This window comes from Reinekea sp. G2M2-21, assembly GCF_015687175.1.
Lineage (GTDB): Bacteria > Pseudomonadota > Gammaproteobacteria > Pseudomonadales > Natronospirillaceae > Reinekea.
Window position 1 is genome coordinate 453,047 of sequence record NZ_JADPQG010000001.1, and the last position, 13,626, is coordinate 466,672.

The following is a 13,626-nucleotide window of genomic DNA, read 5'->3' on the forward strand; positions in this document are numbered from 1 at the left end:
GAAAAACTCGATGGGTTAGGGCGATTCGCTGATTCTAACCCCGCTACAGTGGACAAACGTAGACCTGTCTGCAAAATGAGGCAGGTCAAAACATCAGATTGTGACCCGTGTCGAATACTGTTGTGCACAGAACATCACGTTTGCCTCATTGCATGCAGAAAAACCGTTACTATCTCACTGGCTAGTCGCTGAGTTTCGCCAACCAACTCAGAATAGCTTGGGTGGTTTCCTGCGGTTTTTCCTGTTGAATCCAGTGGCCGCAGGCCAAGCTGACAACGTCAACATTGGGGACAAATTCCGGCAGTTGTTCAAAAGGAGGGATCAAGTCGTTTGCGCCGTAAATCATCAACGCAGGTGTATAGATAACCGGGTCGGTATTGGCCAGCAAATGCCAATTGCGGTCGAGGTTGCGGTACCAGTTGATACTGCTGGTGAAGCCGGTGCGCTCAAACGAAGACACAAAAACAGCCAGTTCCGCGTCGCTCATGATTGGCTCACCTTGAGGTGTGTCAGATTCAGCGAGGTTGATCATCATCATGCCGGGTTCTGGGGGCGTTGGAGCAAGGTTTTTGCGGAACAGGTTACGCAGGAATTGCCCGGTGCGTTGGTCCAGAATGGCATCGGCTACACCGGGTTGCTTGTTAAAGTGCACGAAGTAATTATCGTCCCCGAGAAACTGTTCCATCATGGCGAGCCATGGTTGTTCACCCCGAACCTGGTAAGGCAACGCCAGCGCGATAAGACCCTTCATTCGGTTCGGGTGCAACAGCGCCATTGACCACACTATATTCGCGCCCCAGTCGTGGCCAACAAATACCGCATCTGCGTAACCAAAATGGTCCAGCAGGGCGACCAGATCACCGGTTAAATGCTCAATGTCGTAATCGTTGACGTCAGTGGGTTGAGAAGAATGGCCGTAGCCTCGTTGATTGGGCACGATGACATGGTAACCAGCTGCGACAAGCGCCGGTACTTGGTGGCGCCACGAAAACGCATGCTCTGGCCAGCCATGGCACAGCACGATTGGGTTACCTTTATTGTGTTGACCGGCTTCAAACACTTCCAATTCTATTCCGTTCACAGATATCTGTGATGGCGAAGGGAAATCTTGGGTTGCGATTATTGTGTCATTCATGGCTGTATTCACGGTTGTCTCCTTCAAGGTTTCAATGTTGCTTAAACGACGCTCCGCCGTTCTTGCGACGGGGTTGAGTAGACAATAACGCCTATTTAGGACAGTATTCGCCCTAAATGAAATTCCGGGAAAGAAACGTGTATTCTCCAACATTGCGCCAGTTGGCGGTGCTTGAATTGTTGCAAACCTATGGTGCCATGCCTGGGAAAGAATTGGCGGAACGGCTCGAGGTTGATGTGCGTACGGTCCGCCGCTACATCACCGCGCTTCAGGATATGGGCATTCCAGTGGCCGCCGAAAGAGGCCCTTTTGGCGCTTACCGGTTGAAACGAGGCGCGCGTTTGCCACCGCTTATTTATAACGACTCTGAAGCCAGCGCAATCGTGTTGGGGTTAACCGCCATGCGGCAAATGAATTTCCCCATGGACGCTGTTGCCATCGAATCCGCGTTGGCAAAAACGAAACGCGTGTTGCCGGACCGAGTGTTCGACTACGTTAACGAGCTGGAAGACCTGATCAAAGTTCATAACCCTGCCTATCAATCAATCACGCAACTGATGCATAGCGATTTTGTCATGTTGCTGGACCACGCTATCCGCAAACGCAAAACAGCGGTACTCCGCTACGCCTCGAAAGATGGCCAGCAAACCGAGCGGGAAGTGGATCTCTATGGTCTGGTGTTAATCACCGGGCAATGGTATGCCGCTGGTTACTGCCACTTACGCAAGGGCTTGCGAACGTTCCGGTTGGACCGCTTAGTGGCCATTACAATCACCGATCGTCATTTTGAACGCCCACAAAATTTCGACGTTTTAAATTACGTGCTGGAATCGCGAACCCAAGTTCAAAAAAGTTTCGATGTTGAAATAGTGCTGGATATTTCCATTGAGAAAGCACGCAGCCTGCTGCCGTCGGAAATGCACTCTCTGATACCGCTCGACGAAGGGGTGTTGTATCGCCAGTCCACATCTCGGTTGGATTGGCTCGCGTTCACTTTACTGAATTTAAATGTCCCTTTTAGAATTGAAAAGCCGACAGAGCTTTACGGTGTTTTTCAGGACCTGGCGGAAAAAGCAGGCCGCGTTAAGCCTGGGAAGAATAGTTAAGGCAAGGGACGTGATGGGCGGTTAAGTAAAACAGGGTTGCTTAAACTAACCGGTTTGGTACAGGGTTAAATCGTCTCACCATCCAACACCTTAATCGGTAATTCAAACACGTTCTTTTCCATTGGCTCGCCGTTAAAGCGAGCCAGCAATTCTGTGGCGGTTAAACGACTTATCTCTTCCTGGGGCGTGGCGACAGTGGCCAGTTTAGGTACGATCACCTGAGAAAAGTTATGCCCTGGGAAACCAGCAATGGCAACGTTGCCGGGCACCGGTATGTTCTGCCGTTGGCATTCGTAGAGTGCACCAATGGCGATGTTGTCGTTGGCGCACGCAACACTATACAGTCTTTCAATGCTAAAGATCAGCGGTAAGGGTATTTGTTATCAGCATGCCAATCATTCTTGTTGCTGGAACAGACGTTAATTACGCGCCCTGTGGTGTTTTAATAATATTAATAGTTTGAAGGACGGCGTTTGGCGCGCTGAAAACATAGGTAATGTCGCGGATCTAACTGCTGCGATTGAAGGGCAGATAGGCGCTGCTTTTTGTGGGTTTGAGAACATTCCTTCGCATGAGCAGGGGCAGCTGGTATTCAAGGATGAAATACTGAAAATGGCTATGAAGCTACCGAGTGCTGGCATAAACTAAGACTCATGTGTTCAGGGTTCTCAACTAAAATCCGTTGAGCGCCCAACTGGATAGGAGAATTTAGATGTCAGATTGTGGATGTGGGGCAGAACAGGCGGAGAGTTTGGAAAGAAAAACGCTTCTTGTTCTCTTGGCAATTAATGCGTTTATGTTTGTTACTGAGTTTGTGCTGGGTTGGTTCGCTCAATCGACAGGGTTAATCGCAGATTCACTCGATATGTTGGCTGACGCCACCGTTTACGGATTGTCGTTATACGCCGTTGGAAAAGGCATTACCAAGCAGGTTAACGCCGCCCGGTTGAGTGGTTACCTGCAAATTTTATTGGGCGTCGGCGTACTGTTGGAGGTGCTGCGGCGGTTGCTGTTTGGTAGTGAACCCCAAAGTACGCTCATCATGGTTGTTGGAGCCCTCGCACTGGTAGCCAATATTGTATGTCTCGCTCTGATCTCCAAGCATAAAGATGGAGGAGTGCACATGAGGGCTTCCTGGATATTCTCTACTAACGATGTCATTGCCAATATCGGGGTCGTTGTATCGGGTGCTCTTGTTGCGGTTATCGGTAGTCGTTACCCAGACCTGATTGTTGGCACCTTAATATCGGTCGTGGTTATCCGCGGTGGTTTAAAAATATTGCGTGATGCTAAGGAAACTCAAGAGAGCGCTAAGTGCAGCGCATAGTGTGTTTTAAATTGTCTCACCATCCAACACCTTAAACGGTAATTCAAACACGTTCCTTTCCATCGGCTCGCCGTTAAAGCGAGCCAGCAATTCTGTGGCGGCTAAACGACCTATCTCTTCTCGGGGCGTGGCGACAGTGGCCAGTTTAGGTACGATCACCTGAGAAAAGTTATGCCCATGGAAACCTGCAATGGCAATTTTGCCGGGCACCGGTATGTTCTGCCGTTGGCATTCGTAGAGGGCACCAATGGCGATGTCGTCGTTGGTGCACACAACGCCGTCCATGTTTGGGTGTTCTTTCAAGGCTTGGCACAACAGCTCACTGCCAATAGTGAAAGACGAAGGCAATTCGGTGTGTATAACGCGGGCCGTTAATTTGGCGGCATTTATGGCGTATTTGTAGCCCTGAATTTTTTGTTGTGTACGTTCGTCCATGCGTGCAGCCAGGTACACAAGGTTGCGGTAGCCTTTATCAATCATGCGTTGGGTCATGGCGGTTGACGCAGCGGCATTGTCTATACCGACGGCTTGGCTGATCGGTTTGGCAACACTGTCCATTATTTCCACGACGGGGATATCAGCCATATCGAGCATTTTTCGGGTGCGCTCGGTGTGGACACTTTCGGAGAGAATAACGCCGTCTATGTTGTACGAAAGTAGTTTTGCCAGCCGGGCTTCTTCGGCGCTTTTGCTGTAACCGTAATGAGCCAGCATGGTTTGGTAACCTGCGGGGTCGATGACCTCTTCAATACCACGGATCACTTCAGCAAACACCTGGTTGGTCAACGAGGGCACCAACACACCAATGGCGTGGCTTTTCGCGTTGGAAAGTAAGTTGGGCGCTTGGTTGTGAATGTAACCGATGTCTTCCAGTGCTTTGGCGATGCGGGTTTGCAAAGAGGCTGACACGCTTTCCGGGTTACGCAGGAAGCGACTCACGGTCATTTTGGTGATGCCCACTTCATCGGCAACGTGCTGTAGGGTGGGTCGGTTTTTCTTTTTTGCCATGGTGTGTTAACTGCTGAATTGTTGCGTGTAACATACCACGATTCGGGCGCATGTTAATGCGCTAACGTTCCTGTGCACTGCGGTTACTCGCCTGGGAGTTCTCATCATGCAACCTATTGCGCGGTAATTTCACATTACCGGCATTGTTCGAGTGCCGCGCGGGTTAATTCGGTAATGGCAGTCCAATCGCGTTGGCGGATCAAATCTGGGGGCAGCATCCAGGTGCCACCGACACAGGTGACGCAATCCAACGCCAGGTAATCTTTCAGGTTATCGGCTGTCACACCGCCGGTCGGGCATACGGTCACCTGACTGATCGGAGCGGTGAGGGCTTTCAACGCTTTCGCACCGCCGTTTATTTCAGCAGGGAAGAACTTCAAATGGCTGTAACCCGCTTCCAGCGCTTGCATCATGTTCGAGGCATTAGCAACGCCGGGGATTAACGGTACGGGTTTATGGGCGGCGTGTTCGAGTAATGCTGTGGTCAGTCCGGGGCTGATGACAAACGAAGCACCGGCGGCTACGGCATCGTCGTACTGTGCCGTGTTCAGTACGGTACCGGCTCCGACTTTGACTTGCGGAAAGGCATTGGCCAACCGATGCAAAGCCTCCAGTGCGCACGGTGTACGCAGCGTAATTTCGAAAACGGTTAGCCCGCCTTCGAACAAGGCTTGGCCCAGGGGTAAGGCGTCTTCCAGATGCTCTATCACCATGACCGGGATAATCGGTCCGGCGGTGAAGACAGGTTCAACATTAAGTTGCGCGATCATTCGTCGCCTCCCTGAAAAAAGACGCTGGCCCCGGTGTCGGCGGAAGAAACCTGGTTGCGGAACATCTGAAACAGTTCACGCCCTAAACCTTCGTGGTAACTCAATTCGGGTGTTGGCGCGCACGGTCGGTTATCGAGGTCGGCGAAGACCTGCAACTCACCGGTTTCTCCGTTCAGTTCGACATCGTCTTCGTCCTGTATTTTGGCGATTGCACCGCCGGTTTTGGCTTCCGGTGTCACATGAATAACGGCGGGTACTTTGCCGGATGCGCCAGACAATCGTCCGTCGGTCACCAACGCCACCTTAAGACCATCGCTCATCAACTTACCGAGTATGGGCATCAATTTGTGCAGTTCAGGCATGCCGTTCATCGCGGGTCCGTTAAACCGTAACACCACCACGACGTCTCTGTTTAATTCTCCTCGTTCAAAGGCCGTTTGAACCTCCTCTTGGGTGGCAAACACACGCACGGGAGCACGAACAATTTTATTTTCTGGCGCCAGAGCAGAGACCTTCATAATGCCTTTGCCCAGATTACCGTGCATAACTTTGATGCCACCGTTGGTGCTGAATGGCGTTGCGGATCGTGCGATCACCACCGAGGTGTCTGGCACTTTGGCCGGTGTGTAAACCAGTTCGCCGTGGGTATCGAGGGACGGAATGTTTAAATAATCGTGCATCGTGCCATACATAGGTGTGGCGTCCATGTGCAGTAAATCCAGTTCGTGTAAGCGCGTGAGAAAAGCAGGTACGCCACCACTGGCTTGAAACTCGTTTATATCGTCGGGACCATTCGGGTAGATGTTAACGATTAACGGTACTGCGTCGCTGAGCGCGTCGATGTCTTCCCAGGTTACGGTAAATCCGGCTGCTTGTGCGACCGCGAGTAAGTGCAGGGTGTGGTTCGTACTGCCACCTGAGGCCAAAAGGGCCACCAAACCATTGACGATGGCATTTTCGTCCATCACTTGGCTGAGCGGGCGGTACTGGGCACCTTGTCGAGTAATGGTCGTCAGGTGCAGGCTGATTTTGTCCGTCAGTTTTTGGCGCAATTCACTGTTGGGTGGTACAAACGCTGAGCCAGGTAGCATCAGCCCCATGGCTTCAAAAACCAATTGATTGGTATTCGCCGTGCCATAAAACGTGCAGGTACCGGCGCTGTGATACGCGCCGCATTCCATGTTCAGCAACTCAGTTTTACCCGTGCGACCCGCCGCGAACTCTTGGCGCACGCGCGCTTTTTCGGAATTACTGACGCCGGTGCCCATTGGGCCGGAAGGTACAAACGCCGTTGGCAAATGGCCGAACGACAGCGCGCCTATTAGCTGGCCTGGGGCTATTTTGTCGCAAATGCCCAACAAAAGGGTGCCATCGAAGGTGTTATGGCTTAACGATAACGCGGTCGCCATGGCGATGAGGTCGCGTGAAAACAGCGACAATTCCATGCCGTCTTGCCCCTGTGTGATGCCGTCACACATGGCCGGTACACCGCCTGCAACTTGCGCACTGTGCCCGTGCGCAAACAAGAGTTGACGAATCTGTTCAGGGTAGTGTTGATACGGTTGGTGCGCGCTGAGCATGTCGTTATACGCGGTGACGATGCCGATATTGGCGCGTTGTGTGTCAAGCAAAGACTGCTTTTCAGAAGCCGCAAACGGTGCGACCGCGTGAGCGAGATTGCTGCAGCTTAAGTTGCCACGGCTGATGCCCTTGTCCGCTTGCGCTTGCATGCGAGCCAAGTAGGCTTGGCGCCTCTTTGTGCTGCGAGCCACAATGTCCTGTGTCACGCGTTCGATAATGGTGTGCACGGTGTTGTTCCTTCTGTTGCTTAAGAGCGCTACTCTGACAAGGTTCGTTCGTGTTAACAGGCCGTAATTTTCAACGCCGCTGGTTGCTTAAGCGCGTCGACGGCTGTGGCTAACACCTGCGCCACAGGTGCGTTAATGTCGATCACAATCGCTTCGTTGTCTGTCGGTTCAATCAGTGTGGCAAACTGGCTTTTCAACATGGTTTGGCCGTTGAAATAATGGTCTTTGCGCTCGCGCAGTCGGGACCAGATCAGATCGTAATTGCCTTTTAAATAAACAAATTGCAGGTCGTTGATGCCTTCGTGCAGTATCGCCCGGTACGCAGGGGTTAAGGCAGAACAGGCCAACACCATATTTTTGTTGTCTCGCAACAGGGTGTTGAGTGTCAGCAACCAGGTCAGCCGGTCTTCGTCGGTTAACGGAATGCCGGTTTGCATTTTCTGTATGTTAACCGGTGGGTGAAAGTCGTCACCGTCGTAAAACCGGAACCCGAAATGCTGCGCGATTCCCTGGCCGATTAATGACTTTCCGCATCCCGATACACCCATCACGATGACTTTTCTAAACATTGGCGGTACCTGTGTCCTTTTTCGTGACTATTGAGCTGGCATAGCCTAAAAACGGCCATTTAGGCGCGTTCTAGTGCGATGTTACCCGTAACATTGGAGGGGTATGGTAGGAGGAAGCGATGAGTAACTCAACTACTTTTCGCGAACGGGCAGGATGCTACGCTTTTCGGGAGGATCTCCGTTGCTCTGATACCGGCTCTGGTGTAGCTTTGCTGGCTTTCTTGCTGCGCTGTGACGCGCGCTTGTTCCCCTGGAGAGATTTCATGAGTCAACAACAAAAAGCCAAATGGCTCGACCAATTACCGGAAGCGTTTCAGGTGTATCGTGATGGTCGGAAAATCGACGAGGTCGAAAGTATCGTGCCGGACCTCAACGGAATGTCACGGGGCAAGGCGATGCCGTTTAACAAGTTTTCGCCGGAGACTCCGCTGTTTTTGCCGGTGTCCATTTTTTACCAGACGGTTACCGGTGAAGATGTGGATATGGATATCGACAATCAATGGGCTGAAGGCGATATGGTGCTTAAGCCGGATATGTCGACGGCCATGGCGGTGCCATGGGCGAAAACCGCAACTTTGCAGGTAATTAACGACCTGTTCGACTATCAGGGAAATCCGATTCCCTACGCCCCGCGCAATGTTTTAAAACGCGTGATCGAGACCTACCGTGCGCAGGGCTGGCAACCTGTGGTCGCCCCGGAATTGGAATTTTATCTGATCAAGCCCAATGTCGACCCGAACGAACCGATTCTGCCCCCGGTAGGACGAACTGGGCGCCGGGGCTCTAGCCGTCAATCCTATTCCATGGCTGCGGTGGATGATTATGGCCCAGTGATCGACACCATTTATGACTACGCCGAAGACTCCGGTTTGAAAATAGACACCGTGATTCATGAGGACGGCGCCGGACAACTGGAGATTAACCTCAGTCACGGTGACCCGTTATTGCTGGCCGACCAAGTGTTTTATTTCAAACGCATTATTCGCGAAGCGGCGTTAGAGCACGGCATGTTTGCCACTTTTATGGCGAAACCGATGCGCGACGAGCCCGGCAGTGCCATGCACATTCATCAAAGTGTGCTGGACATTAACACCGGTAAAAACATTTTCTCCGATGCAAACGGAGAGGCGACGGATCTGTTCCGTTGGTTTATCGGCGGAACTCAAAAATATTTGTTGGATGTGATGCCGTTCTTTGCCCCGCACGTAAATTCATACAAGCGGTTTGAATCGGACACCAATTCCAGTGCGCCCACCAACATGGCCTGGGGGTACGACAATCGCGCTACCGGGTTGCGCGTACCCAACTCCGGCAGTGCTGACCGACGTCTGGAAAACCGCGTGGTGGGTATTGACTGTAATCCGTACCTGGCACTTGCCGCCAGTTTGGTATGTGGATATTTGGGCATGAAAAATCAGGTGCCGCCCGGCGAGCCCTGTGCGGGTGAATTGGATGAAGATGAAGCCAGTTTACCGACGACGCTCGATCAAGCCTTGGCGATCTTCGATGAAGCCGACGAAGTTAAGGATGTACTGGGGCGTGACTTCTGTGAATTGTACGCTGAAATTAAACGCCAGGAATTGCGGGAGTTTCATCGGGAAATTACCCCTTGGGAACGTCAACACTTATTGTTGAGTGTGTGATTAGTGTGGAGTGAGAACTGATAAGCGATTTGGTGTGGATTTTAGTTGATGTGTTCTCAGATATCTCACCGTTCCTTCGTTCTTCGTTCTTCGGTCATGAAGGGGAATGAAGGAACCCCACTTGTAATAACAGCGCTCTGCAACATACAGGTAAATAAAGAAAAGCAGTAGACGTCACGCAATGAGTATGACAGGCAATTCACTGAACCAACTTTAGAAATGAGTTTTATCTAGGGCGTGTATATAAGCCCTAGGATTTTTTCCAGAGGCTTATTAAACCGTCTGTTGTTATATGTCGACATGACGAAAAACTTCGAAATATGTGTTGGTGGAATTCTGAAAAGATTTGGCTAACCTTTTTAAGGCCATGAACTGAATTGCTGGAGAATAGAAATGAGTCGCATTCTTATTGTCAGTCTGTTAGGCGCTGTAGTGATTTCTGGTTGCGAAACGGCTGGAGACGGTAAAGGAGATGTCACCTTGAATCTGGAAGCCACCCAAGGTGCGCGTTCGTTTTTGAGGACCGCCATCACGGGAGTACCGGTCACGGATTCGAATGGGTTGTCGGCAGGAACAATCGATCTGACGGATGCTTGGGTAGTAGTCAAGGAGATCGAATTCGAACATGAAGATGACGAAGAAACCGCAGACAGTGATCAAAGTAAGCTGGAGTTTATCGGCCCTTACGCGGTCGATCTTCTCACGGGTACAACTTACCCTGCGCTGCCTCAGATAAGCATCGATACGGGTTTATACACTGATATTGAGATAGATATTGAGAAACTTTCAGCGAGTGATGTCGCTGGTATGACTGGATTAGACAGTGCTATTGCAACCAAGTTGGAGAACTACTCTATATATCTTGACGGGACCTATAATGACGGTGTTAATACTATCGACTTTACATTGATGTATGACCAAACCGATGAGTTTGAGTTTTCACCAGCAGGGGTGTCTTCAAATGGTTTCAACATCGATGACGAAGGTATCAATGATATCCTCGTAGCGTTCCGTCTTAATGAATGGTTCCGTTTTGATAATGCAGAAACAAATAATGGTTTAAGCGTTGATTTTTCCGATGCAGTGAGCGGTACTGATCCAATTGTTTTGGATGCAAATACAAACAGTGATGTCATGGACGTTATTGAAGATAATATTGAGGATTCAGCGGAATATGGCGAAGACGACAATGATGATGGAGTCTTGTCGGATGACGAAGATGACAATGATGACTGACTTGTAATGTTTGTTATGATTTGAATTTTCGGTTTGTGAGTGCCGACCGAGGGCTACAGGTATGACTGTGAATGTCGAACCCTCTTAAACGAAAAAAAGTAGCCCTCATCCTGAATCTACTTATGTGTATTGGACCCGATCTCATCTGACACTGCTTCTTCGTTCGCTATATTCCCCAGCATTGTTGCTTGCAAAGCATTCTAAAAACTAGGGCAGGTCTAAAAAATAGCTCAATTTGGGTGATAATAGCCAAATAGTATTTTGATGGGTAGATCCATATGAAGCAGCTCAGTTTCTCAGATGCCGAAGGCCAGGCAAAACGAAAGCAAACACGGCGTGAAATATTTCTTTCTCAAATGAATGAGCTTCTGCCGTGGAAGGAGCTTGGAAAACCGATTGCCCGCTATTATTCAAAATCCCTTCGTGGCCGAAAACCGTATCCATTATCCAGCATGCTTCGTATTCACTGCATGCAATTATTTTATAACCTGAGCGATCCTGCCATGGAAGACAGTTTATACGAAATTGAGTCCATGCGAAGGTTCGCAGGCATCACCATAGATACTGTACCTGATGAAACCACTATCTTGAACTTTCGTCATCTGTTGGAAGAGCACAATCTCGGTGAAAAGCTATTTAACAAGATTAATCGCTATTTGGAAATGAAAGGCTTGTCTTTCAAGGAAGGCACTATCATGGACGCGTCGATCATTGCAGCACCGACATCCACAAAAAATAAAGATGGTAAGCGTGACCCTTAGATGTGTCAGACCAAGAAAGGAAATGAATGGCACTTCGGCATGAAAATGCACATTGGTGTTGATGATGCATTTGGACTCATCCACAGCGTAAAAACGACCTCCGCAAACGTGCATGACATTGTAATGAGTGGACAGCTACTTCACGGCAAGGAAAAACGCGTCAGTGGCGATGCGGGTTACCTTGGGATGGAAAAGCGAAAAGAGCATGAGCGCCGCAAAGTAGACTGGCTAATCAATCAGAGACCGGGCAAGCGAAAAGCCATGTCGAAAGATGAATTAGAGACAGAGACAATTAAGTCGTCATTGAGTACGCAAGTTGAACATAGCTTCGCCAGAATCAAGCAGCAGTTTGGTTACAGCAAAGTTCGCTATCGAGGGTTGAATAAAAACACCAATCGATTGTATTTACTGGCAGCGTTTTGCAATCTATTGAGGGTGAAAACGTTGCTGGCCTAGGGCCAGAGTGCCTGAATTTTGGGTTAATCCCCAAAATCAGGCAAAACAGAGCGGCCAAGTAGGCCGAATGACTAAAAAAGGCGACTTCTTTATAACTTGGAAGTGGCAGCAATCAAAATCAAGTAAAAATCAGAGCTGCCCTAGGTTTATACCTTGTTGGTTTAGACAATGTTAAGAATCATTGGATGGTCCTTTACGATTTCGAAGGCTGGGGTTGGATGATCGGAGGTGATATGGATAAAAAAGCCTGTGACTACTTTGACGATGTCGAATCTGGTGAAGAAGAGTATTTAGAATGGGCGGCAAACCTTCCGTCAGGTAATGCTCTGAGTGTATTTAGGGACGATTTCTTTGAATAAGTTCGCATAATAATGAATTGTTGGTCAAGTCCGCACAAAAACCGTTAAGATGGCGGGCTTTGAAATCGTTTACACTCGCCGCCAATTACAGACTCTAAGGTTTTGTTTATGGATATTTCCGGAATAGAATTTAAGTTTGATGATTTTTTCTGGATGGGATCTGTGGATCTACCATCTTGGCATGGTTATAGGAGCTTCAATGAAAGCTCGGAGCTACTTTCAAGTGACTATCCCCTGATGCTTAGATACGAAGAATGCGAGACTCCACCCGTCCCTAGTAGATTCAGTGAAACTATCGACTGGCTGATTAATAATGCAGAATACCTTCACAACCAGATTTTGGAAAAGATACTTCAGGAATTTGGCAATGAGTCACGCATGTGTGGTTATTCTGCAAAGCTAGATGGTTTAAAAACTCTAAATAATGCTACCGATATTAAGCAATTTGTCATTCCTAATATTGTTTATATCCATGAGGCAAATAATGGTAGTGTTGGGAAAATTGGAATTCGATTTTCTTGTAGATGGGACACAGATCATGAGCTTGGACTGGTTATTGTTGATGGGGAAGTTTCAGCATTTGGCTATGGCAGTCGGGCTTTTGAAGGTTAATCCTAACAATACAATGAACTGTGCGCGTAAACACCGCTATGCGGTACGCGCTGGACTAAGACACGCTGGTTCGCATTTTCGCCAGTTATTTTTGGGTTATGTGTAAATGGATATCGCATTAGGAGTTTTCATGATCTTTCCGGTTGGTGCTGTACTAGTAGGGCTGCTATTCATTCGTCTATTTGTGAAGCTCAAGCAGTTAATCTGTGTGCTTACCGGTATAGCATGGATTGGCTATGCGGTTTATGAGTATCTAATGTATGCGCGAGTATTGTGTACAGGTGAATGTAATATCAGGGTTGATCTTTTGTTTATCTATCCTGCACTCCTGATTCTTTCGGTGTTGTCTTTGATTTTGTATTTCTTTAAGAGCCGAAAAGTGAGGAGTAAAGTGTGAGTTTTCATATCACACTGTTATGGTGTTTATGAATACTGAAGCGCAGATAATTGAACTGGAAAAGCATAGCTTACTTTCGAGGTAGGGCACTCTGAGTTTAAGGTGAGAAAAAGGATTGCACCTGGTTATAAGGAGATTGGAGCTTCTTGGGCATATTTTAGACTTGATAGTATCCTAGAAAGTCTTCCTACAGAGCAATCATGGAATGCTATGATACAGGACTTCAATTTTACACAGCACAGTGAAGAAATCTGCCAGCTGGTCTTTAGAGCCTTTTTTAAGGGTAATGATACAGACGGAGGTACTTTTTCTCTTCGCAGCAGCTTATGGCAAAAATTTGATGAAGGGTGGAAAATTAATAATTCATCAAGGAATGAAGGTGAGCCTTTTGAACTATCACCTTAACAAATGCAGGCTTTTCGATGCGAAAAAGCCTGCG

The 13,626-nt window shown here is 48.8% G+C and carries 14 protein-coding genes and 1 pseudogene; 9 read left to right on the forward strand and 6 right to left on the reverse strand.

What is annotated here, in order from left to right; translation table 11 throughout:
- Nucleotides 1–181 precede the first annotated feature (181 nt).
- Complete coding sequence (locus IYN85_RS02060) at nt 182–1,147, reverse strand: alpha/beta fold hydrolase (RefSeq protein WP_370592143.1); 966 nt, start codon at nt 1,145–1,147, stop codon at nt 182–184.
- A 125-nt stretch (nt 1,148–1,272) separates the two neighbouring features.
- On the opposite strand from IYN85_RS02060, the gene IYN85_RS02065 reads away from it, so the two are divergent.
- The gene (locus IYN85_RS02065; protein WP_196157189.1) at nt 1,273–2,241 is read left to right on the forward strand and encodes a YafY family protein; all 969 of its coding nucleotides are present in this window, start codon (nt 1,273–1,275) and stop codon (nt 2,239–2,241) included.
- A 65-nt stretch (nt 2,242–2,306) separates the two neighbouring features.
- Here IYN85_RS02065 and IYN85_RS02070 read toward each other — a convergent pair whose 3' ends face one another.
- Nucleotides 2,307–2,618, reverse strand: a complete 312-nt coding sequence (locus IYN85_RS02070; RefSeq protein WP_196158461.1) for a substrate-binding domain-containing protein — start codon at nt 2,616–2,618, stop codon at nt 2,307–2,309.
- A 55-nt stretch (nt 2,619–2,673) separates the two neighbouring features.
- Here IYN85_RS02070 and IYN85_RS26310 point away from each other — a divergent pair, with 55 nt between their 5' ends.
- On the forward strand, nt 2,674–2,889 hold the full coding sequence (locus tag IYN85_RS26310; protein ID WP_370592174.1) for an ADP-ribosylglycohydrolase family protein: 216 nt from the start codon (nt 2,674–2,676) through the stop codon (nt 2,887–2,889).
- A 64-nt stretch (nt 2,890–2,953) separates the two neighbouring features.
- On the forward strand, nt 2,954–3,568 hold the full coding sequence (locus IYN85_RS02075; RefSeq protein WP_196157190.1) for a cation transporter: 615 nt from the start codon (nt 2,954–2,956) through the stop codon (nt 3,566–3,568).
- Nucleotides 3,569–3,574: 6 nt separating this feature from the next.
- On the opposite strand, the gene IYN85_RS02080 is transcribed toward IYN85_RS02075, so the two are convergent.
- The 4 genes from IYN85_RS02080 to IYN85_RS02095 all read right to left on the reverse strand — a co-directional run bounded on the left by IYN85_RS02080 (nt 3,575) and on the right by IYN85_RS02095 (nt 7,723).
- Nucleotides 3,575–4,576, reverse strand: a complete 1,002-nt coding sequence (locus IYN85_RS02080; RefSeq protein ID WP_196157191.1) for a substrate-binding domain-containing protein — start codon at nt 4,574–4,576, stop codon at nt 3,575–3,577.
- Between the two features lie 134 nt (nt 4,577–4,710).
- Complete coding sequence (locus tag IYN85_RS02085; protein WP_196157192.1) at nt 4,711–5,346, reverse strand: bifunctional 4-hydroxy-2-oxoglutarate aldolase/2-dehydro-3-deoxy-phosphogluconate aldolase; 636 nt, start codon at nt 5,344–5,346, stop codon at nt 4,711–4,713.
- Nucleotides 5,343–7,154, reverse strand: coding sequence for a phosphogluconate dehydratase (gene edd / locus IYN85_RS02090; RefSeq protein ID WP_196157193.1), 1,812 nt, complete (start codon nt 7,152–7,154; stop codon nt 5,343–5,345). The genes IYN85_RS02085 and edd overlap by 4 nt, the downstream gene beginning before the upstream one ends.
- Nucleotides 7,155–7,207: 53 nt before the next feature.
- On the reverse strand, nt 7,208–7,723 hold the full coding sequence (locus IYN85_RS02095) for a gluconokinase (RefSeq protein ID WP_196157194.1): 516 nt from the start codon (nt 7,721–7,723) through the stop codon (nt 7,208–7,210).
- A gap of 263 nt (nt 7,724–7,986) precedes the next feature.
- On the opposite strand from IYN85_RS02095, the gene IYN85_RS02100 reads away from it, so the two are divergent.
- The 6 genes and pseudogenes from IYN85_RS02100 to IYN85_RS02125 all read left to right on the forward strand — a co-directional run bounded on the left by IYN85_RS02100 (nt 7,987) and on the right by IYN85_RS02125 (nt 13,592).
- Nucleotides 7,987–9,366 carry a glutamine synthetase family protein gene (locus tag IYN85_RS02100; RefSeq protein WP_196157195.1) on the forward strand — a complete coding sequence of 460 codons (1,380 nt, stop codon included), beginning with the start codon at nt 7,987–7,989 and terminating at the stop codon, nt 9,364–9,366.
- A gap of 393 nt (nt 9,367–9,759) precedes the next feature.
- Nucleotides 9,760–10,602 (forward strand): hypothetical protein, encoded by an 843-nt coding sequence (locus IYN85_RS02105; protein WP_196157196.1) that lies wholly within the window; start codon nt 9,760–9,762, stop codon nt 10,600–10,602.
- A 278-nt stretch (nt 10,603–10,880) separates the two neighbouring features.
- Nucleotides 10,881–11,819: pseudogene (locus IYN85_RS02110) on the forward strand (IS5 family transposase).
- A 185-nt stretch (nt 11,820–12,004) separates the two neighbouring features.
- Nucleotides 12,005–12,178 carry a hypothetical protein gene (locus IYN85_RS02115; RefSeq protein ID WP_196157197.1) on the forward strand — a complete coding sequence of 58 codons (174 nt, stop codon included), beginning with the start codon at nt 12,005–12,007 and terminating at the stop codon, nt 12,176–12,178.
- 108 nt (nt 12,179–12,286) lie between these two features.
- Nucleotides 12,287–12,790, forward strand: a complete 504-nt coding sequence (locus IYN85_RS02120) for a hypothetical protein (RefSeq protein ID WP_196157198.1) — start codon at nt 12,287–12,289, stop codon at nt 12,788–12,790.
- 499 nt (nt 12,791–13,289) lie between these two features.
- Nucleotides 13,290–13,592, forward strand: a complete 303-nt coding sequence (locus IYN85_RS02125) for a hypothetical protein (protein ID WP_196157199.1) — start codon at nt 13,290–13,292, stop codon at nt 13,590–13,592.
- Nucleotides 13,593–13,626 lie beyond the last annotated feature (34 nt).